The sequence below is a fragment of the Mycolicibacterium chlorophenolicum genome (assembly GCF_001044235.1).
Lineage (GTDB): Bacteria > Actinomycetota > Actinomycetes > Mycobacteriales > Mycobacteriaceae > Mycobacterium > Mycobacterium chlorophenolicum.
On record NZ_JYNL01000054.1, the window covers coordinates 1 to 21,047 of the forward strand.

Genomic DNA, 21,047 nt, shown 5'->3' on the forward strand with positions numbered 1-21,047 from the left:
CCACGCCCCACCCTCGACCTCGACACCCCAGCCCAACGCATGGCTGCCCTCATTAACCAAGCGGCCTAACCGTTGTCATGACCACTTGACTTTGAGCCGGGAATCGCAACCCGGAATGCTATTCCGCGCGGGGGAGGGCGACTTGTAGCTTCTAGCGGGCCGGCACCGGGATGCTCGCGGTGACCGTGGTGCCCGCGCCCGGGCGCGACCGGATGTTGAGGCGGCCGCCGACGATCTCGGCGCGCTCGGCCATCGACAGCAGACCGTAGCCGCCCATCTCGTCGCTGCCCAGCGGACGCTCAAGGGTGTCGAAACCGACTCCGTCGTCCGCGATCTCGAGCCGGGCCACGTCGCCGTGCGGGCCGTGATCGAGCGAGAAGGTCAGCCGGGCCCGCGTCGCATTGGCGTGCTTGACGACGTTCTGCAGGCACTCCTGGGCGATCCGGTACAGCGCGAGCTCGATGTGGTCGGGCAGCCGCGTGTCGGCCAGATTCACGTCGATGCCGATCTGCGGGATGGACCGCGCCAGGCTGGCCAGCCCGCCGGACAGGCCGAGGTCGTCCAGCACGGGTGGCCGCAGTCCGCTGATCGCGGCACGGGCCTCCTGCAGCGTCAGGTCGGCCAGCTCGCGGGCCCGGTCGAGCTGCTCGGTCAGCGCGGCACGGTCATCGGGGGACTTGGCTGCCTGCGCCGCCGCGTCCAGCCGGTAGGACAGCGTCACCAGGCGCTGGGAGATGCCGTCGTGAATGTCGCCGGCCAGCCGCCGTCGCTCGATCTCCTGCGCCTCGATCACCTGCTCGACGAAGTTCTCGTGCGCGCGTTCGCGGGCCACCAGCTGCCGGTGCAGCCGCGCCTGGTGCATCGCCCCGGCGATCAGCCGGCCGATCACCAGCAGCAGCTCGACGTCGCGGTCACCGAAGTCCCGCTCGGCGACGGTGTGCACGTTGAGCACGCCCACCAGCCCGCCCGGCGTCGACTCCATCGGCACTGACACCATCGACGTGAAATCCCGGCCGCGCAGCGACTCGAAGGGCAGGTACCGCGGGTCGGACTCCTTGTCGCGACGAATCACCACCGGCTCCAGATGGCTCGCCACCCACCCTGAAATACCTTGTCCCAGAGGCAATCTGATCTTGCCGACCTCCGAGTCGAACGGCGGGGTGGCGCCGGCCAACGTCAGCGAGCGTTCCGTGTCGTCGAGGACGTGCACGAAACACACGTCGCTGTCGGTGGCCGCGGTGATCATCCGCGCCGCCGCGGCGGCCAACGGCTCGACACCGGGACCGCGCGACGCCGCCTGGATGAGTTCGCGCAGCAGCGCCAACTCCCGGTCGGCGGTCAGCACCGCCCGCGGCGGCGTGCTCACTGGTAGATGCCTTCACGCAGGGCGGTCGCCACCGCGCCGGTCCGGTCGCTGACCCCGAGCTTGCGGTAGATGGAGCTGAGGTGGGTCTTGACGGTCTCGTCGCCGATCACCAGCTTGGCGGCGATCGCCCGGTTCGACAGGCCGTTGACCACGAGCGCGAGGATCTCGCTCTCGCGCTGGGTGAGGCCCTGGCGCGCGCCCGGCCAGAACTCGTCGCGCTGCAGCCGGGCCGCGGTGTCGACGGCGCGCGCGGCCATACCCGGATCGATCGCGGTCGCGCCGCTGTGCACGAACTCGAGTTGCCGCACCAACTCCTCGCTGCTGATGCTCTTGAGCAGATATCCCGACGCGCCGACCCGCAGCGCCTGGAACAGGTACTGCTCGTCGTCGTACACCGACAGCATCACCACCCGCCGGTCGGGATCGCGCTTCCGTAGCTGCTGGCAGACGTCGAGCCCGCTGGAGCCCTGCATCCGCACGTCACACAGCACGATGTCGGGGTCGAGGTCGGCGACCACGCTCATCACCTTGTCGGCGCCGACCGCCTGCCCGACGACCGTCACCCTGCTGTCGAACGCGGCGAGCATCGCCTTGAGCCCCTCGATCACCATCTCGTGGTCGTCGACCAGCACGATCCGCACCGGTTCGCGATCCAGACGGGTGGTCATGGCCCTCACCTTAGAGGCGCGGCCCGCCGCTTCCCGCCAAGTTGGCGCGGCGAATCCCCCGCACGGGGGAGGCGGACGCGGTGTGACCTGAGACACGATTCACGTCATGCAGCCCACGCAGCAGAAGACATGGCGAGCCGGTCGGTTCTGGTGGGACTGGCCGCGCCCGGGCGACGCCGCGGTGCCGTCGCTGCGCGCGGTCGTGTTCGACCTGGACGCGCTCGCCGACATCGAGTGCGCGGGTCACCGGCCTGCGTTCAACAGGGCGTTCGCCGAGCTGGGCCTCGACATCGTGTGGTCCGAGGCGCGCTACCGGCAGCTGATGGCGCTCAGCGACGAGCGCCGCCGGGTGGCCGCGGAGCTGCGCAAGCGGGGGATCAGCTCCGAGTGCGACGTGCTCGCCGAACTGCTCGTCGACGAGATCTGCGCGACCAAGGACATGATCCTCGCCGAGACGATCCTCGACGCCGACATCACCGCCCGGCCCGGGCTGGTGGATCTGATCACCGAGGCGTACGCGGCCGGGATCAGCGTCGGCATCGTCAGCTCCGGAAATCACTCCTGGGTGGCGCCGCTGGTGCGGCAGCTCGTCGGTGAGGGTGTGGTCGCGGCGATCGTCACCGCCGACGACGCTCCTCGCACCGACCTCTACCGGGCCGCCCTGGCCGAGTTGGGGGCCGCCCCGCACGAGGCGCTCGCGTTCGCCGGATCACCGGCGAGCCAGCGCATGTCCGCGGCCGCGGGCCTGCCGACGATGCTGACCAGTGCCACCGCCGACGCCGCCCCGCTGCGCGTCGTCGACTGTCAGCGGGTACGCGACCAATGGCGCGTCGCGCATCCGGTGACCGCCGCCTGATCCGTTCAGCCGCGCAGCATCTCGATGACGGCGCTGAAGTCCTTGTCGGCGTGGTCCTCATTGAACGTCCGGTAGATCTCGGCAGCATGGCTGCCCAGCGGAGCCGACGAGCCCGTCGACGCGACCGCGGCCATCGCGAGCCCGAGATCCTTGTTCATCAACGCCGTCGCGAACCCCGGCTTGAAATCGTTGTTGGCCGGTGACGTCGGCACCGGCCCCGGCACCGGGCAGTTGGTGTGCACCGCCCAGCAGTTGCCGGTCGCCCCGGTGATCACGTCGAACAGCGACTGCGCGGGCAGGCCGAGCTTCTCGGCCAGCACGAACGCCTCACCGATCGCGATCTGCTGCACCGCGAGCACCATGTTGTTGCACAGCTTGGCGGCCTGCCCTGCGCCCGAGTCGCCGCAGTGAATGATCTTGCCCGCCATGGGTTCCAGCACCGGCCGCGCCCGCTCGACGGCGTCGGTGTCACCGCCGAGCATGAACGCCAGCGTGCCGGCCGTCGCGCCCTTGATCCCGCCCGACACCGGCGCATCGATCTGCGCGAGTCCGCGCTCACCGGCCTGGGCGTGGATGGTGCGGGCGTCGTCGACGGAGATCGTCGACGTGTCGATCAGCAGCGCACCGTCTTTGGCGGCGGGCAGCACCTCGGCGTAGGCGGCCTTGACGATGTCGCCGTTGGGCAGTGACGTGATCACCACGTCGGCGCCGGCGGCCGCCTCGGCGCCGCTGGAGTACACCGCCGCACCCTTCTCCGCCGCGGCGTCCCGCAGCGTGACCACCGGATCGAAACCGTGCACCGTGTGCCCGGCCGCCACCAGGTTCGCCGCCATCGGCCCGCCCATGTTGCCCAGTCCCAGGAACGCGATCGTCGTCATCTGAGCTCTCCCGTCACGAGGCGCGGGCCCGGGCGGCGGCTGCTCGCCCGATCACCACGCGCATGATTTCGTTGGTGCCCTCCAGGATTCGATGCACCCGCAGGTCGCGGACGATCTTCTCCAGTCCGTATTCGCGCAGATAGCCGTAACCGCCGTGCAATTGCAGCGCCTGGTCGGCGACGTCGAAGCACACATCGGTGACGTAGCGCTTGGCCATCGCGCACAACTCCACCCGGTCGGGATGGTCGTCGTCGAGTGCGGTCGCGGCCCGCCACAGCATCATCCGCGAGGTCTCCAGCGCCGTGGCCATGTCGGCCAGCGTGAATCGGATGGTCGGCTCGTCGAGCAGCGCGCCGCCGAACGCCTGCCGGTCGGCCAGATAGCCGACGGCCTTGTCGTAGGCCGCCTGGGCGCCACCCAGCGAGCAGGCGGCGATGTTGATGCGGCCGCCGTTGAGGCCTTTCATCGCGATGCCGAAACCCGCACCCTCGCCGTCGATTCCGCCGAGCATCGCCTCGGCCGGCACCCGGGCGCCGTCGAGGATCACCTGCCGGGTGGGCTGGGCGTTCCAGCCCATCTTCTGCTCTTCGGCGCCGAAACTCAGTCCCGGCGTGTCCTTGTCGACGACGAAGGCCGAGATGCCCTTGGGCCCGTCGGTTCCGGTGCGTGCCATCACGATGTAGACGTCGGACGAGCCGGCGCCGGAGATGAACTGCTTGACGCCGTCGAGCACCCACTCGTCACCGGACCGAACGGCCTTGGTGCGCAACGCCGCCGCGTCCGAGCCCGCCCCCGGTTCGGTGAGGCAGTAGCTGGCGATGGCATCCATCGACGCCAGCCGCGGCACCCACGCCTTGCGCTGCTCCTCGGTGCCGAAGCTGTCCACCATCCAGGCGCACATATTGTGGATCGACAGGAACGCCGCGACCGTCGGGTCCGCGCTCGCGAGCATCTCGAAGATGCGCACGGCGTCGATGCGCCGCAGGCCGCTGCCGCCGACGTCCTCGCGGCAGTAGATCGCGGCCATGCCCAGTTCGGCCGCCTCCCGCAGCACGTCGGTGGGGAAGTGGTGTGTCTCGTCCCACTCCAATGCGTAGGGCGCGAGGCGCTTTTCGGCGAAGGCCGCCGCGGTCTCGGCGATCACCCGGTCGTCGTCGTCGAGACTGAACAGGTCCACAGGTGCTATTTCATTGTCGGGATGACGAATTCGGCGCCATCCTTGATGCCGGAGGGCCACCGCTCGGTGACGGTCTTGACCTTGGTGTAGAACTGGATCGACGCGGGGCCGTGCTGGTTGAGGTCACCGAAGCCGGACCGCTTCCAGCCGCCGAACGTGTGGTAGGCCACCGGAACCGGGATCGGCACGTTCACACCGACCATGCCGACCTGCACCCGGGACACGAAATCGCGGGCGGCGTCGCCGTCGCGGGTGAAGATCGCCACCCCGTTGCCGTATTCGTGCTTGGTCGGAAGGCTCAGGGCCTCTTCGTAATCCGCGGCCCTGACGATGCACAGCACCGGGCCGAAGATCTCGTCGGTGTAGATACTCATGTCGGGGGTGACGTGGTCGAACAGCGTCGGCCCGATGAAGTAACCGTTCTCGAGGCTCTGATCGTCGAAGCTCAGCTCGTCGGTGGTCCGCTCGCGCCCGTCGACGACGAGCTCGGCTCCGGCGTCGACTCCCTGGGCGATGTAGCTCTTGACGCGTTCCAGGGCGGCGGCGGTGACCAGGGGGCCGTAGTCGGCCTTCGGGTCCAGGCTGTGGCCGACGCGCAGCTGATTGACGCGTTCGACCAGCCGCGCGCGGAGACGGTCCGCGGTCTCCTTGCCGACGGGCACGGCGACGCTGATCGCCATGCAGCGCTCACCGGCACTGCCGTAGCCGGCGCCGATCAGCGCGTCGACGGCCTGATCGAGGTCGGCGTCGGGCAGCACGATCATGTGGTTCTTGGCGCCGCCGAAGCACTGCGAGCGCTTCCCGTGGGCGGCGGCGGTGGCGTAGATGTACTGCGCGATGTCGGAGCTGCCGACGAAGCCGACGGCCTGGATGTCGGGGTGGGTGAGGATCGCGTCGACGGCCTCCTTGTCGCCCTGCACGACCTGGAAGACCCCGGCGGGCAGCCCCGCCTCGAGGAACAGCTCGGCGAGCCGGAGCGGGACCGAGGGGTCGCGCTCGGACGGCTTGAGGATGAACGCGTTTCCGCAGGCGAGCGCAGGGCCCGCCTTCCACAGCGGGATCATCGCGGGGAAGTTGAACGGCGTAATGCCGGCGACGACGCCGAGGGGCTGACGGATCGAGTAGACGTCGATGCCCGAGCCGGCGCCCTCGGTGAATTCGCCCTTGAGCAGGTGCGGGATCCCGATCGCGAACTCGATCACCTCGATGCCGCGCTGGATGTCGCCCTTGGAGTCGGCGACCGTCTTGCCGTGTTCGATGGACAGCAGTTCGGCCAGCTCGTCGGTGTTGGCGTTGACCAGCTCGATGAACTTCATCATCACGCGGGCGCGGCGCTGGGGGTTCCAGGCGGCCCACTGCTTCTGCGCCTCCACCGCCGAGGCCACCGCGGTGTCGACGTCGGCCTTGCTGGCGAGCAGCACCTGCGCCTGCACCTCGCCGGTGCTGGGATTCATCACGTCGGCCGTCCGGGCCGACGCCAGCTCGCTGCGCTTGCCGTCGATGAAGTGGGGGATCCGAGTGGTCATGGTGACGCCTTCCGACTGGTCGATACTTGCATATCCTAGTAATGCGGTGCGGGCTCTGACAAGGGATGCGAGAAGTCGGCGGTGTGAAGGGGTGGACGTATTACTCGAGCGGGGTGAGCACCTGGCGCATGGCTCTCAGCCTGCTGCGGACTGCCAGTTCTCTGGAAGCTACCACCGGGTGCCGTCGAGCCCCGGAATCACGCACCGGCCGTCGGCAGCCACTCGGCCGATCAGCATGCCGTCGTACCCCGTGCACGAGGAGTTGAGCGGCTCGCAGGTGTTGATGGACGTGATCACCTTGTCGGGGCCGCAGGCGGAGCCGGGTGCCGGGGGCTCGGCATTGGCGATGGGGGTGCCGAAGCTCAGCGTCAGTATCGCTGCGGCAGCAAAGACGAGTGGGCGGGTCGCGTCAAACATGATCGATACCTCCGGCGGATGGACCCCGACTCACAGTAAAACGGATGACGGTTTCGTTCGGTTCACTTTGCCGTGCTCCGGGGCATAGGGCCGCCACGCACAGGCATTCACAGCCGACGCCAACGCCGCTCTCATCCCCGGTTCCTACCGTCAGTGAGCATGCCCGGAACCGTCCCGCCCGATCCGTCGCCGATCGAGATCCTCACCGCGGTCCTGTCCACCCTCGCCGCGTCACTCCCGGTGGCCATCGGTATCGCCGTGGCGTTCCTGGCCGTGCGCGACGGCCCCGTTGCAGCGCGGATACGCACGCTGGCGGTGCCGGCCGCGGTGGTGGTGGCGGGCGGCGCGGTGCTCCAGTTCTGCACCGCCCGGACGCCGTCGCCGGGTCAGACCGCGATGTTCGCGGCGGCCGTGGCCGGTCTGGTCCTGCTGCGGTGGCGGCCGTCGCCGTGGCTCGCCGCCGGCACCGCGGTCGCCGGTGGACTCGGCGCGCTCGTTCCCGCGATGCCGTCGTCGCTCGCCGGTCTGCCCCGCGCGCTGCTCACCGCCACCCACATCCTCGGGGCGCTGATCTGGGTCGGAGGGTTGATCGTGCTGGCAGCGGCGGGCCTCCTCAGCCGGCGGGACCGGGGCGACGTTCCCGCCGCACACGACTGGGCGCGGACCTGGGAACGCTTCAGCGTGCTGGCGCTGTGGTGCGTCGGCGCGATGATCGTCTCCGGTGCGTGGCTCGCCTGGACGCACGTCGGCTCGCCGGCTCAGCTGCTGACCACGCCGTACGGACGGCACCTGTCCGTCAAGCTCGTGCTCGTCGGCGCCCTGCTGGCAGCGGGCGCCTACAACACCCGGGTGCTGCTGCCGCGCATCCGCGCCGCGCAGGCCGGCGGCGACACCCGCGCGGCCGTGCGGATTGCCGTGCACCACTTCCCGGGCGTGGTTGCGGCCGAGGCGGCGGTCGCCGTCGCGATCCTCGCTGTCGTGCCGTTCCTGCGCGGGTCGGCCCGTACTCAGGCCGGGGGACCGGCGGCCGGCCCCTTCGACCTGGCGGTGTTCGGCTGCGGCGCTGTGCTCGTCGCGCTCACCGCGGCGGCGCTGTGGGCCGGGACCCGAGTGCCGACACGAACGCCCGGGCCTCCTCGAACGACGGAAGCAGTCCGCTCGTCTGCGCCTGGGCCAGCGACGGTGCCGCCCGGTCGCGGTCGGACAGGATGAGCTCCCCGTCGAACGGCCACTCGATGCCCAGCGCCGGATCCAGCGCGTTGACGGTGTGCTCGCGCGCCGGGTCGTAGCCCGCCGAGCACAGGTAGGTCACCATCGAATCATCCTGCAGCGCAAGGAAAGCGTGACCCAGGCCCTCGGACAGGTAGACGGCGCGGTGGTCGTGGTCGTCCAGGGTGACCGCATCCCAGCGGCCGAAGGTCGGTGAGTCGACCCGGATATCGACCACGACGTCGTACACCGCACCCCGCACGCACGTCACGTACTTGGCCTGACTCGGCGGCACCTGCGCGAAATGCACACCACGCAACACCCCGGCCCGCGACACCGAGCAGTTGGCCTGCCGCAGGTCCAGCCGGTGCCCGGTCATCGCGGTGAACTCCGCATCGGTGAACCATTCGAAGAACGCGCCGCGCGGATCGGCGTGCACCACCGGGGTCAGCTCCCACGCACCGGCGACGGCCAGCTCGCGGACCCTCATCCCTCACGCACCCGGTAGCGCGCTTCCACCGCTTCCTTCAGTGGCGCCCACCAGGATTCGTTGTCCCGATACCAGGCGATGGTGTCGCGCAGCCCGGCCTCGAAGTCGGTGTGCGACGGGGTCCAGCCCAGCTCGTCGCGCAGTGGCGACGGGTCGATCGCATAGCGCAGGTCGTGCCCGGCCCGGTCGGTGACGTGGTCGAAGTCATCGGGGGAGCGGTCCATCAGGCGCAGGATCGTGCGCAGCACCGTCAGGTTGTCGCGCTCACCGTCGGCGCCGATCAGGTACGTCCGGCCGATCGTGCCGTCGGTCAGGATGCGCCACACCGCGCTGTTGTGGTCCTCGACGTGGATCCAGTCGCGCACGTTGGCCCCCGCACCGTAGAGCCGCGGGCGCCGCCCGGTCAGGATGTTCGTGATCTGGCGCGGGATGAACTTCTCCACATGCTGATACGGGCCGTAGTTGTTCGAGCAGTTCGACAGCGTCGCTGCGACACCGTAGGACCGCACCCAGGCGCGCACCAGCATGTCGGACGCGGCCTTGGTCGACGAGTACGGGCTCGACGGGTTGTACGGCGTCGCCTCGGTGAACCGGACCGGATCGCCCAGCGGCAGGTCGCCGTACACCTCGTCGGTCGAAATGTGGTGCAGCCGAACGCTGTTGCGCCGCACCGCTTCGAGCACCGTGAAGGTGCCCAGCACGTTCGACCGGACGAACGGCTCCGGATCGGCCAGCGCGTTGTCGACGTGGGTCTCGGCGGCGAAGTGCACGACGGCGTCGGACTCGGCGACCAGCTTCTCGACGAGCGCGGCGTCGGTGATGTCGCCTTCGACCAACCGCACGTCGTCAGCCACCGGGGCCAGCGACTCGCGGCTACCGGCGTAGGTGAACGCGTCGAGCACCGTGACGTGGACGTCGTCGCGTTCCCGCACCGTGGCATGGACGAAGTTGGCGCCGATGAAGCCGGCGCCTCCGGTGACCAACAGTCGCATGACTGTCGACCCTATCGGGCGCAAAGGATCTTGACCCGCCAGCATCTGTGGTCTGCTGTCACGGCGGCAGCGTGACGAAAGGGGGACACGACATGCGGACAGCGGCAGCGATCGGCCTATTCGCGGCGGTGGCGATCGGGCTGACCGGGTGCGGGTCGGGGGAGAAGAGCGACTCCGCCCCGTCGTCGGCGTCGTCGTCGGCGCCGGCGAGCACCACGTCGGCCGCGCCTGCCGCCGCGCTCACCATCGCCGAGTACCTCGAGCAGAACGACATCACCCAGACCATGGTCAAACGCGGCGACCCCGGGGCGCCCCAACTGCACCTGCCGATGCCCGCGGGGTGGGCGGACGTGGGCCGCAACACCCCGAAGGACGCCTACGGCGCCATCTATCTGCAGGCCGCCGGCCAGACGCCGAACCCGCCCGCGATCATCGCGCGGATGGCGCGCCTCGACGGCGACGTCGACGCCGCCAAGTTGCTCGAGTACGCGCCCACCGCCGTGACGCGGGCACCCGGGTGGGACGGTCCCCGGACGGGTCAGCCGAGCACCCTCGGCGGGTTCGACGCGGTGCAGATCGCCGGCTCCGCGACGATCGACGGGGTCCCGACCTTCGTCGCCCGCAAGACCGTCGTGATCACCGCGCCGAAGAACGTCTACCTTCTCGCGCTCGACGCGCAGGGACCGCTCGACAAGAAGCAGTCGATGACGGCCGCGATGGCCGTGATCGACGAGCAGACGACGATTCAGCCCTGACCCAGCTCCAGCGGGCCCGCCAGTTCCTCGAGCGTCGACAGCAGTTCGTCACCGCCGCCGAGCACCTGGATCGCGACGTGGTCGGCCCCGGCCTGCAGATGCTCGGTCAGCCGTGCGGCGATCTGGTCGGGTGAGCCGTACGCGACGACCGCGTCGATGAAGCGGTCGCTTCCGGGCCGCTCGAGGTCGTCGTCGGTGAACCCGAGCCGCTTCCAGTTGTTCACGTAGTTCGACAGGCCCAGGTAGAAGTCGACGGTCTGCCGGCCGATCTCGCGGGCCGCCGCGGCGTCGTCGGTGAGCACCACCTTGTGCTCCGGCGCGAGAAGCACGGTGGGCCCGAGCAGTTCGCGCGACTGTCCGGTGTGCACCGGCGTGGTCAGATACGGGTGGGCGCCCGCGCTGCGCTGGGCGGCCAGCTTGAGCACCTTGGGTCCGAGGGCGGCGAGCACCCGCCGGCTCGTGGGCACCTTCGCGCTGTCGAGCACGTCGAGGTAGTCGACCAGCGCCTGGTAGGGCTTGGTGTACTGCTGGGTGTGTTCGGGATGGCCGACGCCGACGCCGAGCAGGAAGCGGCCCGGAAACGCCTTCTCGATGCGGTGGTAGGACTCGGCCACCTCGGCCGCGTCGGCGGTCCAGATGTTGACGATGCCGGTGGCGACCTGCAAGGTCTCGGTCTTCTCCAGGAGGGGTTCGACGAACGCCAGATCGGCCGCCGGCGAGGCGCCCACCCACACCGTGCCGTAGCCGAGCTTCTCGATGTCGGCGGCCTGCTCGGGCGTGACCGGCGCACCGGTCCACACGCCGAAGCGTCCCAGGGCGGGCTTGAGCGACGGACCTTCGGTCATTTCTGCTCCTCGCATCGGTTCATGTCAGTCCCAGCGGACCGGCCAGCTCGGCCAGGCCACCGACCAGGGTGTCGGCCGACGTCAGCACCTGCACGGGCACGTGGTCGGCGCCGGCGTCGAGATGTTCGGTCAGGCGCGCGGCGATCTGGTCGGGGGTGCCGTAGGCGACCACGGCATCCACCAGACGGTCACTACCCGGTTTCGCGACGTCTTGATCATCGAAGCCGAGCCGCTTCCAGTTGTTCACGTAGTTGGCCAGATCCAAATAGACGGCCAGCGCCTTACGGCCGACCTCGCGCGCCCGCTCGGGATCGGTCGTGAGAACCACCTTGTGCTCCGGCGCCAGCAGCGCCTCGGGCCCGATCAGTTCGCGGGCGCGGGCGGTGTGTTCCGGAGTGGTCAGGTACGGGTGCGCCCCGGCGGAGCGGGCCGCCGACAGCTGGAGCACCTTGGGGCCGAGCGCGGCCACCACGCGCCGGTCGCGGGGCACCCCGTACTCGTCGAGCTTGTCGAGGTAGTCGGTGAGCGCGTCGATCGGCTTGCGGTACTCCTGCTGCGCCTCGGGGTGGCCGACGCCGATGCCGAGCACGAAGCGGTCGGGATGCGCGGCCTGAATCCGGTGGAAGGACTCGGCGACCGGGCCGGGGGCGGCGGTCCAGATGTTCACGATGCCGGTGGCCACCGCAAGCGTGGTGGTCGCCTCCAGCAGGGGCTCGACCCACTCGAGTTCGGCGGGTGGGGAGCCGCCGACCCAGACGGCGCCGTAGCCCAGCGCCTCGATCTCGGCGGCCTGGCTGGGGGTGACCCCGCGACCGAACGATCCGAACCTGCCCAGCGCGGGCTTCACGCGGAGGCCTGCTGTGGGGCGGGCGCCTCCAACGGCAGGCACACGATGAACCGGGTGTCGCCGGGCTGCGACTGCACCGACAGGTTGCCGTGGTGCTTCTCGACGACGATGCGCCACGCGAGGTCCAGGCCGAGCCCGGTGCCCTCACCGAAAGGCTTGGTGGTGAAGAACGGCGTGAAGATGCGCTCCTGGATGTCCTCGGGGATGCCGGGCCCGTCGTCGCAGATCTCCACCCGCACCGTGGTCTCGTTCTCCCGCATGGTCCGGATCGTCAGGTTGCCGTGGCCGTTCATCGCCTGGATCGCGTTGTCGATGATGTTCGTCCAGACCTGGTTCAGATCACCCGGGTAGCAGAGCAATTCGGGCAGGGAAGTGTCCTTCTCCCAGTGCAGCGCGACCGGCTTGTCCTTGCCGAGCTTGTCCCCGAAGATCGTCTTGATCGTGCTGAACAGCAACTCGTGCACGTTGGCGCTCTGGTATTCGGCGCGGTCCATCTGCGAATACTGCTTGGCGCCGGCCAATAGCGCCGAGATCCGCTTGCTCGCCTCGGCGATCTGGTTCATCAGCAGTTCGGTGTCGATCGTGTACTTCAGCCAGCCGATCGCGCCGGGCAGGGTGGCCGAGCAGTCGATGTCGTCGATGGACGCCTCCACCCGCTCCAGCCAGTCCACGTCCAGTCCGGCCTCGACGAACGTCGGCGCGTAGTCCCACGCGCTGGCGATGCCGTGCTCGTCGAGCCAGTCGCCGATCTGATCTTCGCGGTCGGAGGTCTCCAGCGCGGTGAGCTCCTGGGACTTCGACTTGGCCACTTGCTCGGCCACCTCGTCCTGGATGCTCACCAGCACCTTGAGCGCGGCCGGGGTGAACTTGCCGTCGGCGAGCATCGCCAACTTGTGCCGCATCTTGCCCACGCCTTCACGCAGGTCGGCGACCGCGCGCGCCGTCGCACCGGCCGGGTTGTTGAGCTGATGGGTCAGGCCCGCCGACAGCTGGCCGAGGGCGAGCAGCTTCTCCCGCTGACCGAGGATCTGGCGCTGCCGCAGCCCGCCGACCATGTGCCCCTCCAGCAGGTGCACCGCCATCGGGAATTCCTTCTGCATGAACTCGGCGAAGGCGTTCGCGTCGAGCACGAAGAACTTCGACGGGCGGGTGACCCGCACCGACGCCTGGTAGACGTGCTCCTCGCCCGGGATGTAGGCCGACCACGCGCCGCAGTACACGCCGCGCTGAGAGGTCCGGTTGGTCTCGATGTCCACGCCGCCGGAGCGCTTCGACATCACCAGCTCACCCTCGATCAGCACGTAGAAGCAGGTCGCGGGGTCACCCTCGGTATGGATGGGGCCGGGCTCGAACGTGGCGATGTGGCCGTTGGCGCACAGCGTCGCGAGCTGGTCGTCATCGAGGGCCTCGAAGAGGAACAGAGTGCGCAACTCGTCGGGAAGGCACTTCTCGCCCATGTCGGATCCTTCCGTGGTGCCTAGATCGGCAGTGAAGTAATGAAACGCGTATCGCCCGGTGTTGATTCCGCCCAGAGGCTGCCCCGGTGGTTGTCGACGATCCGGACCGCGACGTCCAGACCCAGCCCGGTGCCCTCCCCGAACGGCTTGGTGGTGAAGAACGGATCGAAGATCCGCGCCAGCACGTCGTCGGTCATGCCGGGGCCGGTGTCGCACACCTCGACGCGCAGGGTGTCCCGGTCGCGGGTGGTGCGCAGCGTCAGCGTCCCGGCCGCCGTGTCGCCCATCGCGTCGAGGGCGTTGTCGATCAGGTGGGTCCACACCTGGTTCAGCTCGGCCGGGTAGCAGGGCAGTGGCGGCAGCCCGGCGTCGTAGTCCCGGACCACGGTGATGTGCGGCCCCAGCCGGTGCGCGCGCATCGCCAGCGTGGCCTCGAGCAGCCCGTGCACGTCGACGACGTCCGACGGCGCACGGTCGAGTTGCGTGAACTGCTTGGCCTGGTCGACCAGCGTGGAGATCCGCGTGGTGGCGTCGGTGATCTCGGTCAGCAGCAGCTCGGTTTCGGCGGTGCAGGCCAGCCAGCGGATCACCGGTGTGAGTGAGGCGGGGGTGTTGCAGCAGGGAGCGGCCGAGATGCGCTCCATCCAGTCGACGTCCAGCCCGGCCTCGGCGAACGTCGCGGCGTGCTGCCACGCGTCGGCCACCTTGTGACGGTCGAGCCAGTCGCCGAGCGCCTCTTCCAGATCGGCCTTCTGCACCGACGTCAGGTCATTGGGCTTGCCGGCGACCTCGGCCACCCGGTCCTGCAGTTCGACCAGCGAGGCCATCGCCTCGGGCGGCAGAGTCGCCGCGGGCAGTTGCGCGCGCCGGTGCCGCATCCCGGCGATCTGGGTGCGCAGCCCGCTCGCCGCGCGCACCGCGGCCGCCGCGGGGTTGTTCAGTTCGTGCGTCAGCCCGGCCGTCATCTGCACCAGCTGCACCAGCCGGTCGTGCGGGCCGAGGATGCGACGCTGGTGGAACCGGCCGTGGGAATGGCCGACCAGCAGATGGGTGGCCATCGGGAACTGGGAGGTCAGGAAGGTGCCCAGGGTGGTGGCGTCGAGTTCGAACAGCCGCGAGGGCCGGGTCAGCGTGGCGGTGTTCTCGTAGGTGGTCTCTTCGTCGAGCAGAAACGCCGACCACGCACCGCAGTACGACCCCGGCGCCGAGGCCCGCCAGATGTCGATGTCCCGGGCGCCGGACCGCTTCGACAGCGCGATCTCGCCGTCGAGCAGCACGTAGAAGTACTCGGCCGGTTCACCCTCGCGGCACAGCTCACCGGCGGGGAACGTCGCGATCCGCCCGCCGCCGCACAGCGCGGCGAGCTGGGCGTCGGTGAGGCCCTCGAAGAGGAACAGGTCGCGCAGTTCGGTGACGTCGCAGGCGGGCGGGCCGGGCACGGCGGGATGCTTACGTCTCGGCCAGGTAGCGGTGCACGAGCATGACGGCCATCGACCCTTCGCCGACAGCCGCGGCCACCCGTTTGGCGGACTCGGAGCGGACGTCGCCGGCGACGAACACGCCGGGCACGCTCGTCTCCAGGTGGTGCGGCGGGCGATCCAGCGTCCAGCCGCTGATGTCCCGCAGATCGGGTCCGGCGACGATGAACCCGTGGTCGTCGCGGACCACCACCCCGTCGAGCCAGTCGGTGCGGGGTTCGGCGCCGATGAAGATGAACATGCGGCCGCAGGCGAACTCCTCGCGCTCACCGGTGTCGGTGTGCTCCAGGCAGATGCCCTCCAGATGGCCGTTGCCCTTCACCGCGTGCACGACGGTGTTCGGCATCTCCTTGATGTTGTCGCGGGACCGGATCTGCTGGATCAGATAGTGCGACATGGAGTCCTCGAGCGTGCGCCGGATCACCAGGGTCACCGACTTCGCGGTGCGCGACAGGTACATCGCGGCCTGCCCGGCCGAGTTCGCGCCGCCGATGACGTAGACCTCGTCGTCGTCGCATTCGGAGGCCACCGACGTGGTCGCGCCGTAGTAGACCCCGGCGCCGGTCAGATCCGCGCATCCTTCTGCGGGCAGTTGCCGGTACTCCACGCCCATCGCCAGGATGACGGCCCTGGTGCCGATGGCGCGGCCGTCGGACAGGTGCACCGTGCGGGCGACGCCGTCGACCTCGAGGGCGACGACCTCGGCGGCGGTGATCAGCTCGGCGTCGAACTTCTCGGCCTGGCGGCGGGCCCGTTCGGCCAGTTGCGCGCCGGACAGGCCGTCGGGGAAGCCGAGGTAGTTCTCGATGCGGGAGCTCTGGCCGGCCTGCCCGCCGGTCGCGGTGCGCTCGATGAGCACGGTCTTGAGGCCCTCGGACGCGCCGTACACCGCGGCGGCCAATCCGGCGGGTCCGCCACCGATCACCACCAGGTCGTAGAAGTCTCCGGACGGCGTGGTGGTCAGTCCGAGCGTCGCGGCCAGCTCGGCGTCGGTGGGGTCGATCAGCGTCTCGCCCTGCTCGGTGATCACCACCGGCAGCGTCATCCCGTCCTGGCCCGCAGCCTCCAGCAGCGCCGCGCCTTTGGGCTCGTCGGACCGGAACCAGCTGTAGTACAAGCGATTTCGGGCAAGGAACTCGCGCACCTCGGAGGACCGGGCATTCCACGGGTGACCGATGATCTTGGTGTGCGGGATCGCGCGTTCGCCCGTGGCGCGCCAGGCCTCGATCAGCGCATCGATCACCGGGTAGAGCTTCTCCTCCGGCGGATCCCACGGCTTGAGCAGATAGTGGTCGAGGTCGACGACGTTGATCGCGTCGATCGCGGCGTGGGTGTCGGCGTACGCGGTGAGCAGCACGCGGCGTGCCATCGGGAAGATGTCCATCGCCGCTTCGAGGAACTCGATGCCACTCATCTGCGGCATCCGGTAGTCGGCGACGAACACGGCGACGGTCTCGCCGCGCAGCTTGAGTTCGTTGAGGGTTTCCAGCGCGTCCGGCCCCGATTCGGCGCGGACGATGCGGAACTTCTCGCCGTAGTGGCGGCGAAGGTCGCGGGCGACCGCACGGGAGACCGCGGGGTCGTCGTCGACGGTCAGGATCACGGGTTTACGGGGCGCTGCGGCAGGGCCTGTCATCGAGACCAATTATGCGCCCGCTGTCCAGCCGATATCGGCTCAGCCCACTCCGGCCGGATGCTCGGTGCGGATGGCGTCGACGACCTGGCTGCGGTGCGTCCGCTGGGCGCGCGCGGCGATGCCGCGCATCATCTTCTGCTCCATCACGAAGTGCGGGATGTCGAACCAGATGTGCCCGACCGGTCTCCCGCTGCCACGCACCAGCAGCCGGGTCCAGTTCTGCTCGCGTCGCAGCACGAAGGACCAGCAACCCGACGCCTTCTCACCAGCTTGGACCCGCTCGTAGTCGTTGGGGGAGACCAGCACGAGGTGCGATCCGGGTTCGACCGCCGCGACGATCTGGCGCGCCCCGGGTCCGTAGCGGCGCGCCAGCCAGATGGTGTCGCCGACGTCGAGCCGCTGCCACTCGGGGCGGATCTCGTCGGCGTTGTGGATGTCCGCGCCGACCGCGCGTTCGAGCAGTGAGTAGCTGTAGAACCCGCCGCGGCCCTCGCCGAGCTGGACCAGCCAGGCCCACACGTCGCGGCGCGGGGCGTCGATCGTGAGCGCCCGGGTGGTCCGGCACGCATCGGGGGCGACGAGCTCGTCACCGGGCAGGGTGGCGCGCACCTCGTCGGGGCGCGCACCCCAGGTGTGCATCCAGGGCGCGACGTGGCGGCGGTACAGCGCCGCGACACCGACTGCCGTCATCACATCGGCGAGAACCGGTCGTTGCAGTCCCATGGTGGTCTCCGCTCTCCACGTGGGGGGAGGCCGCGGCCCCGGGGCGGGGTGTGGGACGCACCCGGGGCCGCGACCAGGTCACCCGGCCGACTCGACCGCGACATGCCTCGCGGGGGTCACCGGTTCGTCGAGGGGAACCGTGACGGTGAGGATGCCCTTGTCGTAGCTGGCGGTGATCGCCGCTTCGTCGGCGCCTGACGGCAACGTCACCGAGCGGGTGAACGAGCCGTAGCTGAACTCCGAGCGCCCGTGCACGTCCTTGGTGTCGGTGCGCTCGGCCGTGATCGTGAGCACGCCGTCGCTGACGGTGACGTCGACGTCCTCCGCGGGATCGATACCGGGAAGCTCGGCGTGCAATTGGTATGTGCCGTCGGCGATGTCGTCTTCGACCTTGATGCCCCACGCCTCGCCCATGGGGTCCATCCGACCACCGCGCTCCGGCGCGCACTAGGGACGGAAGTCCCACACAGGGGGGCCGTTGGTCGGCGGGACCCGTGCCCGCGCGCGAGAGGACCACTGGCCCTAGCCGCGGCGACCCGCGGCCGACCACGCTGGGGAGATGACCGACAGACTGGTGACGATGCTCGCCGCAGCCGGGGTGCTCTACGCCGCCCGCCGCTACTTCCGCGACTGGGGCACGACCAAGGCCGAAGCCGGTGCGTCGCTGCCGGGCGACGACCTGGTGCGCGCGCCGCTGCTGCAGGCCACCGAGGGCGTGTCGATCGACGCCCCGGCCGAGCAGGTGTGGCCCTGGCTGGTGCAGATGGGCCAGGACCGCGGCGGCCTGTACAGCTTCGAGGCGATGGAGAATCTCGTTGGGCTGCACTACCGCAACGCGGACACCGTGCACCCGGAATGGCAACACCTCACGGTCGGCGACACGGTCCGGTTGGTGCCGAGGCGCTGGCTCGGCCTCACCGACGGTGTCGCGCTGAGCGTCGTCGACATCGTCGAGGGGCGCACCGTCGTGCTGCGTGCCGATTCCGCGCGCCGGGCCTGGGATGTGGTGTGGTCGTTCCATCTCTCGCCGCGCGGCGACGACCAGTGCCGCCTGCTGATCCGATCTCGGCTGGCGTTGCGCCATCCGGGGGAAGTGGTGTTCGCGGAGCTGTTCGGACCGGCGCGCGCCCTGGTCACTCGCGGCATGCTGATCGGGATCAAGCGGCGGGCCGAACGGGCGCGCCAAGCCGAGGCGTCGGCGGCAACGGCCAGCGCGCGGCTGCACGGAGTCAGCTGAAGAGTCAGGCCGCGACCGTGACGTCGAGCGACAGCATGTCGGCGATCGCGTGGGCCTGTGGCCAAGCGCCGTCTTGGATCGACCGGCAGAGCTCGTCGACCAGCGGAGTCTGCACACCGAGCGGGGCGAGCCATGTCTACACGGTGGCGGTGATCTCGTCGGCGGTGACGCGCACGGTGCGTTCGCGGTGCAGCCGATCGGTGAGCACGTAGGTCGGGGAGTCCGGGTGCGGGTGACGTGCCAGTCGGTTCATCGGCTTCATCGTCGGCTCCTCTCGGTGCGTTCTCCGTTTCTGTCAATGACACGGAGTGAGCAGCCGGGCGGTTCGAAGCAGCTCGCCCCACGTCTGCTCGACCACGTGCGTCGCCGTTGGATCGGCGTCGGCCCCGGTGTCGCACTGGGTTGCGGCGAGAAGGGCTTCGGCGAGTCGCAGCGGAGCGACGTTGTGGTGCTGGGCGGTACGCACGATGTCGCCGAAAGCATCGTCGAGACTGCACTGCCGCAGGAAGGCCACCACGCCTTCGGCCGCGCACAGGGTGCGGCGCCCGTCGCGACGCGTCGGAATCACCGCCATGAGTCGTCCGCATCGTCGTCGATGAGGTGGACCGCGGCCTCCTCGGCCGATGCGGCACCGCCGTCGAGGCCGACGTCCTCGGCCACCATCTCCGCCTCGTCGTCCTCCCCGAAACCCCGGTCCGGCGCCATTAGCCGGCCCGCCCGTCTGCGGCCCACCTCGTCTCGGCGCGGGAACTCGTCGGCGCGTTCGGACTCGTCCGAGAGCTGCTGCTCGGCATCGTCGAACAGCACGTTCACCCGCGCCGCCGGGTCCGGTTCCTCCTCGGCGAGCCGTTGCTCGAGGGTCTCGAAGGAGCCGAAAGCTCCCGGTGCGTAGGGCTGTTCGGGTGGTGAGTAACCCTCGTCGAGGAGATCGGCGCCGCCCCGGTCGATCAGCGTGTCCTCCGGCTCGAGTTGATTCTCCGGATCGATGTCGTACTCACCTGCCGCGGGTCCGGTGACGTAATTCCTCATGGTCATGTGTCCACTGTGGCCACCCGATCCGCCCCGAGATAGGGACTATCGGCACTCGTTGTGCCAGCTCTTGACTCCTGCGTCACGGGCTGCCGATTCGTAACGTCGCTGGTATCAACTGCGTCAGGAGACGGCGATGTCCGATGGGTTCTGTTCGGCGGGGGTGGTGGTCGGTGCGGACGGATCGCCGTCGGGGATGGCGGCGGTTCGGTGGGCCGTCGCCGAGGCGCGGATGCGTCGCGTGCCGCTCGCGGTCGTGCATGTCGCCGCAGACGACGCAGCCGACGCAGCCCTCGACGGCATCCTCTCCGACGCGGTGTCCGCCGCCTCGGCGGAGGCGGCCGGCGAGGAGATCGAGGTCGGCAGCGCGCGGCTTGCCGGGGACCCGGTGTCGACGCTCACCGACCTGTCTCAGACCGCGGCGATGGTCGTGCTCGGGCGCCACGGCGGCTCCACGCGAATGCATCGTCTGCTCGGGTCGGTGAGCACCGGGGTGCTGCACCACGCCCGGTGTCCGGTGGCGGTGGTGCACGCCGATCCCACGGTATCGGCGAGCACCAGGCGCCGGCCCGTCCTGGTCGGCGTCGATGGGTCACGCCACTCGGTGCAGGCCGCGGAGATCGCGTTCGAGGAGGCGGCGTGGCGCGGCGTGGACGTCGTCGCGATGTATGTGTGCGACGGAGTCGGTGGCCCGTCGGCCAACCGGGCCGAGGTGGCGGCGAAGCAGGAGGAGGCGGAATACCAGCTCGACACGGCGTTGACGCCTTTGTGTGAACGTCACCCCGGCGTGGCGGTGCACCGGTTGATCCGCTTCGAGAGCCCGGCCCGCCAGTTGCTCATCCAGGGCGAGCGCGCGCAGCTGGTGGTCGTCGGCAGTCATGGCCGCGGTGCTCTGGCCGGTGTTCTGCTCGGTTCGGTGAGCACCGCGGTGGTGCGCGACGTGCGCGCCCCGGTGATCGTCGCGCGCCGCACCTGAGCGAGTCAGTTCTGGTCAGTGGCTGGTGATCGACTTCGGAGAACAGATTGCTCTGACGAAGCTGACGATGGCGTGCTCCGGCAGATGCCTGGCGATGTCGGCCTCGCTGACGATTCCGACGAGGCGGTGATCGTCGATCACGGGTAGCCGGCGGACCTGGTGCTCCTCCATGACGTTGAGCATGTCGTCGATCCCGTCGTCTGCATCGACGTGATAGGTGAGCCCCTGCGCGAGCTCGCCGGCGGTGACCGTGTCGGGATCATGGCCCGCCGCAAGGCATTTGATCACAATGTCGCGATCGGTGATCATTCCGTGCAGCCGCTGGTCGTCCCCGCAGATCGGTAGTGCCCCGACCCCCAGTTCGGCCATGTGCCGCGCCGCGGCGGTCAATGTCTCGTGTTCTCCGACGCAGGTGGCGCCGGCATGCATGATGTCTCGGGCAGTGGTCACGGTGTTCTCCTCCGGTACCGGAGCGCTGGGCGTGC

The 21,047-nt window shown here is 69.7% G+C and carries 23 protein-coding genes and 1 pseudogene; 5 read left to right on the plus strand and 19 right to left on the minus strand.

Going from position 1 to position 21,047, the window contains the following annotated elements; translation table 11 throughout:
- Nucleotides 1-151: 151 nt before the first annotated feature.
- Both MCHLDSM_RS20735 and MCHLDSM_RS20740 read right to left on the minus strand, forming a co-directional pair.
- Nucleotides 152-1,366 (minus strand): GAF domain-containing sensor histidine kinase, encoded by a 1,215-nt coding sequence (locus tag MCHLDSM_RS20735; protein WP_048471809.1) that lies wholly within the window; start codon nucleotides 1,364-1,366, stop codon nucleotides 152-154.
- On the minus strand, nucleotides 1,363-2,034 hold the full coding sequence (locus MCHLDSM_RS20740) for a response regulator (RefSeq protein WP_048419601.1): 672 nt from the start codon (nucleotides 2,032-2,034) through the stop codon (nucleotides 1,363-1,365). The genes MCHLDSM_RS20735 and MCHLDSM_RS20740 overlap by 4 nt, the downstream gene beginning before the upstream one ends.
- Nucleotides 2,035-2,140: 106 nt before the next feature.
- On the opposite strand from MCHLDSM_RS20740, the gene MCHLDSM_RS20745 reads away from it, so the two are divergent.
- Nucleotides 2,141-2,890, plus strand: coding sequence for an HAD family hydrolase (locus MCHLDSM_RS20745; RefSeq protein WP_048471810.1), 750 nt, complete (start codon nucleotides 2,141-2,143; stop codon nucleotides 2,888-2,890).
- 5 nt (nucleotides 2,891-2,895) lie between these two features.
- Here MCHLDSM_RS20745 and mmsB read toward each other — a convergent pair whose 3' ends face one another.
- From mmsB to MCHLDSM_RS20765, 4 genes are all read right to left on the minus strand, one after another.
- The gene (gene mmsB, locus MCHLDSM_RS20750) at nucleotides 2,896-3,768 is read right to left on the minus strand and encodes a 3-hydroxyisobutyrate dehydrogenase (RefSeq protein ID WP_048471811.1); all 873 of its coding nucleotides are present in this window, start codon (nucleotides 3,766-3,768) and stop codon (nucleotides 2,896-2,898) included.
- Nucleotides 3,769-3,781: 13 nt separating this feature from the next.
- A complete protein-coding gene (locus tag MCHLDSM_RS20755; RefSeq protein WP_048471812.1) occupies nucleotides 3,782-4,945 on the minus strand; it encodes an acyl-CoA dehydrogenase family protein in 1,164 nt (387 codons plus the stop codon).
- A 5-nt stretch (nucleotides 4,946-4,950) separates the two neighbouring features.
- Complete coding sequence (locus MCHLDSM_RS20760; RefSeq protein WP_048471813.1) at nucleotides 4,951-6,471, minus strand: CoA-acylating methylmalonate-semialdehyde dehydrogenase; 1,521 nt, start codon at nucleotides 6,469-6,471, stop codon at nucleotides 4,951-4,953.
- A 168-nt stretch (nucleotides 6,472-6,639) separates the two neighbouring features.
- Nucleotides 6,640-6,888: a hypothetical protein gene (locus MCHLDSM_RS20765; protein ID WP_048471814.1), complete on the minus strand. Its 249-nt coding sequence runs from the start codon at nucleotides 6,886-6,888 to the stop codon at nucleotides 6,640-6,642.
- Between the two features lie 504 nt (nucleotides 6,889-7,392).
- Here MCHLDSM_RS20765 and MCHLDSM_RS40115 point away from each other — a divergent pair.
- A pseudogene (locus MCHLDSM_RS40115) lies at nucleotides 7,393-7,863 on the plus strand (CopD family protein); the annotation flags it as partial.
- 103 nt (nucleotides 7,864-7,966) lie between these two features.
- Here MCHLDSM_RS40115 and rfbC read toward each other — a convergent pair.
- Together rfbC and rfbB are read right to left on the minus strand one after the other, a co-directional pair.
- Nucleotides 7,967-8,587, minus strand: a complete 621-nt coding sequence (rfbC, locus tag MCHLDSM_RS20775) for a dTDP-4-dehydrorhamnose 3,5-epimerase (protein ID WP_048471815.1) — start codon at nucleotides 8,585-8,587, stop codon at nucleotides 7,967-7,969.
- The gene (rfbB, locus tag MCHLDSM_RS20780; protein WP_048471816.1) at nucleotides 8,584-9,579 is read right to left on the minus strand and encodes a dTDP-glucose 4,6-dehydratase; all 996 of its coding nucleotides are present in this window, start codon (nucleotides 9,577-9,579) and stop codon (nucleotides 8,584-8,586) included. Before rfbB ends, rfbC begins: the two co-directional genes overlap by 4 nt.
- A gap of 92 nt (nucleotides 9,580-9,671) precedes the next feature.
- Between rfbB and MCHLDSM_RS20785 the strand changes: the two genes are divergently transcribed.
- A complete protein-coding gene (locus MCHLDSM_RS20785) occupies nucleotides 9,672-10,334 on the plus strand; it encodes an LpqN/LpqT family lipoprotein (protein WP_048471817.1) in 663 nt (220 codons plus the stop codon).
- On the opposite strand, the gene MCHLDSM_RS20790 is transcribed toward MCHLDSM_RS20785, so the two are convergent.
- From MCHLDSM_RS20790 to MCHLDSM_RS20820, 7 genes are all read right to left on the minus strand, one after another.
- Nucleotides 10,325-11,179, minus strand: a complete 855-nt coding sequence (locus tag MCHLDSM_RS20790; RefSeq protein ID WP_048471818.1) for an LLM class F420-dependent oxidoreductase — start codon at nucleotides 11,177-11,179, stop codon at nucleotides 10,325-10,327. The two genes, MCHLDSM_RS20785 and MCHLDSM_RS20790, sit on opposite strands and share 10 nt — an antisense overlap.
- Nucleotides 11,180-11,198: 19 nt before the next feature.
- Nucleotides 11,199-12,026, minus strand: a complete 828-nt coding sequence (locus MCHLDSM_RS20795; protein ID WP_082168997.1) for an LLM class F420-dependent oxidoreductase — start codon at nucleotides 12,024-12,026, stop codon at nucleotides 11,199-11,201.
- Complete coding sequence (locus MCHLDSM_RS20800; RefSeq protein WP_048471820.1) at nucleotides 12,023-13,483, minus strand: ATP-binding protein; 1,461 nt, start codon at nucleotides 13,481-13,483, stop codon at nucleotides 12,023-12,025. The genes MCHLDSM_RS20795 and MCHLDSM_RS20800 overlap by 4 nt, the downstream gene beginning before the upstream one ends.
- A 20-nt stretch (nucleotides 13,484-13,503) precedes the next feature.
- Nucleotides 13,504-14,922 carry an ATP-binding protein gene (locus tag MCHLDSM_RS40230; protein ID WP_048471821.1) on the minus strand — a complete coding sequence of 473 codons (1,419 nt, stop codon included), beginning with the start codon at nucleotides 14,920-14,922 and terminating at the stop codon, nucleotides 13,504-13,506.
- A 10-nt stretch (nucleotides 14,923-14,932) separates the two neighbouring features.
- Nucleotides 14,933-16,597 (minus strand): NAD(P)/FAD-dependent oxidoreductase, encoded by a 1,665-nt coding sequence (locus tag MCHLDSM_RS20810; protein WP_048471822.1) that lies wholly within the window; start codon nucleotides 16,595-16,597, stop codon nucleotides 14,933-14,935.
- A gap of 39 nt (nucleotides 16,598-16,636) precedes the next feature.
- Nucleotides 16,637-17,320 carry a hypothetical protein gene (locus MCHLDSM_RS20815; RefSeq protein ID WP_053083044.1) on the minus strand — a complete coding sequence of 228 codons (684 nt, stop codon included), beginning with the start codon at nucleotides 17,318-17,320 and terminating at the stop codon, nucleotides 16,637-16,639.
- Nucleotides 17,321-17,398: 78 nt separating this feature from the next.
- Nucleotides 17,399-17,743, minus strand: a complete 345-nt coding sequence (locus MCHLDSM_RS20820) for an Hsp20/alpha crystallin family protein (protein WP_082168998.1) — start codon at nucleotides 17,741-17,743, stop codon at nucleotides 17,399-17,401.
- Between the two features lie 136 nt (nucleotides 17,744-17,879).
- Between MCHLDSM_RS20820 and MCHLDSM_RS20825 the strand changes: the two genes are divergently transcribed.
- A complete protein-coding gene (locus MCHLDSM_RS20825) occupies nucleotides 17,880-18,557 on the plus strand; it encodes an SRPBCC family protein (RefSeq protein ID WP_048471824.1) in 678 nt (225 codons plus the stop codon).
- 136 nt (nucleotides 18,558-18,693) lie between these two features.
- On the opposite strand, the gene MCHLDSM_RS40125 is transcribed toward MCHLDSM_RS20825, so the two are convergent.
- Genes MCHLDSM_RS40125 through MCHLDSM_RS20840 form a run of 3 tightly spaced genes read right to left on the minus strand, consistent with a single transcriptional unit; the run spans nucleotide 18,694 to nucleotide 19,592 of the window.
- Entirely contained in the window at nucleotides 18,694-18,819 is a 126-nt protein-coding gene (locus MCHLDSM_RS40125) for an Rv2628 protein family (RefSeq protein ID WP_268781850.1), read from the minus strand.
- Between the two features lie 33 nt (nucleotides 18,820-18,852).
- Nucleotides 18,853-19,131: an ANTAR domain-containing protein gene (locus MCHLDSM_RS20835; RefSeq protein WP_048471825.1), complete on the minus strand. Its 279-nt coding sequence runs from the start codon at nucleotides 19,129-19,131 to the stop codon at nucleotides 18,853-18,855.
- The gene (locus tag MCHLDSM_RS20840) at nucleotides 19,122-19,592 is read right to left on the minus strand and encodes a DUF5709 domain-containing protein (protein ID WP_048471826.1); all 471 of its coding nucleotides are present in this window, start codon (nucleotides 19,590-19,592) and stop codon (nucleotides 19,122-19,124) included. The genes MCHLDSM_RS20835 and MCHLDSM_RS20840 overlap by 10 nt, the downstream gene beginning before the upstream one ends.
- 130 nt (nucleotides 19,593-19,722) lie before the next feature.
- Between MCHLDSM_RS20840 and MCHLDSM_RS20845 the strand changes: the two genes are divergently transcribed.
- Nucleotides 19,723-20,562 carry a universal stress protein gene (locus tag MCHLDSM_RS20845; protein WP_048471827.1) on the plus strand — a complete coding sequence of 280 codons (840 nt, stop codon included), beginning with the start codon at nucleotides 19,723-19,725 and terminating at the stop codon, nucleotides 20,560-20,562.
- A gap of 15 nt (nucleotides 20,563-20,577) precedes the next feature.
- Here MCHLDSM_RS20845 and MCHLDSM_RS20850 read toward each other — a convergent pair whose 3' ends face one another.
- Nucleotides 20,578-21,012 carry a CBS domain-containing protein gene (locus MCHLDSM_RS20850; RefSeq protein WP_048471899.1) on the minus strand — a complete coding sequence of 145 codons (435 nt, stop codon included), beginning with the start codon at nucleotides 21,010-21,012 and terminating at the stop codon, nucleotides 20,578-20,580.
- Between the last annotated feature and the right edge of the window lie 35 nt (nucleotides 21,013-21,047).

Bases quoted from the DNA above. Each gene is read 5' to 3' on its own strand.
- MCHLDSM_RS20740 (WP_048419601.1), bottom strand. From the start codon at position 2,034: ATGACCACCCGTCTGGATCGCGAACCGGTGCGGATCGTGCTGGTCGAC.
- MCHLDSM_RS20745 (WP_048471810.1), top strand. From the start codon at position 2,141: ATGCAGCCCACGCAGCAGAAGACATGGCGAGCCGGTCGGTTCTGGTGG.
- mmsB (WP_048471811.1), bottom strand. From the start codon at position 3,768: ATGACGACGATCGCGTTCCTGGGACTGGGCAACATGGGCGGGCCGATG.
- MCHLDSM_RS20760 (WP_048471813.1), bottom strand. From the start codon at position 6,471: ATGACCACTCGGATCCCCCACTTCATCGACGGCAAGCGCAGCGAGCTG.
- MCHLDSM_RS20765 (WP_048471814.1), bottom strand. From the start codon at position 6,888: ATGTTTGACGCGACCCGCCCACTCGTCTTTGCTGCCGCAGCGATACTG.
- rfbC (WP_048471815.1), bottom strand. From the start codon at position 8,587: ATGAGGGTCCGCGAGCTGGCCGTCGCCGGTGCGTGGGAGCTGACCCCG.
- rfbB (WP_048471816.1), bottom strand. From the start codon at position 9,579: ATGCGACTGTTGGTCACCGGAGGCGCCGGCTTCATCGGCGCCAACTTC.
- MCHLDSM_RS20785 (WP_048471817.1), top strand. From the start codon at position 9,672: ATGCGGACAGCGGCAGCGATCGGCCTATTCGCGGCGGTGGCGATCGGG.
- MCHLDSM_RS20790 (WP_048471818.1), bottom strand. From the start codon at position 11,179: ATGACCGAAGGTCCGTCGCTCAAGCCCGCCCTGGGACGCTTCGGCGTG.
- MCHLDSM_RS20800 (WP_048471820.1), bottom strand. From the start codon at position 13,483: ATGGGCGAGAAGTGCCTTCCCGACGAGTTGCGCACTCTGTTCCTCTTC.
- MCHLDSM_RS20810 (WP_048471822.1), bottom strand. From the start codon at position 16,597: ATGACAGGCCCTGCCGCAGCGCCCCGTAAACCCGTGATCCTGACCGTC.
- MCHLDSM_RS20815 (WP_053083044.1), bottom strand. From the start codon at position 17,320: ATGGGACTGCAACGACCGGTTCTCGCCGATGTGATGACGGCAGTCGGT.
- MCHLDSM_RS20820 (WP_082168998.1), bottom strand. From the start codon at position 17,743: ATGGACCCCATGGGCGAGGCGTGGGGCATCAAGGTCGAAGACGACATC.
- MCHLDSM_RS20825 (WP_048471824.1), top strand. From the start codon at position 17,880: ATGACCGACAGACTGGTGACGATGCTCGCCGCAGCCGGGGTGCTCTAC.
- MCHLDSM_RS40125 (WP_268781850.1), bottom strand. From the start codon at position 18,819: ATGAAGCCGATGAACCGACTGGCACGTCACCCGCACCCGGACTCCCCG.
- MCHLDSM_RS20835 (WP_048471825.1), bottom strand. From the start codon at position 19,131: ATGGCGGTGATTCCGACGCGTCGCGACGGGCGCCGCACCCTGTGCGCG.
- MCHLDSM_RS20840 (WP_048471826.1), bottom strand. From the start codon at position 19,592: ATGACCATGAGGAATTACGTCACCGGACCCGCGGCAGGTGAGTACGAC.
- MCHLDSM_RS20845 (WP_048471827.1), top strand. From the start codon at position 19,723: ATGTCCGATGGGTTCTGTTCGGCGGGGGTGGTGGTCGGTGCGGACGGA.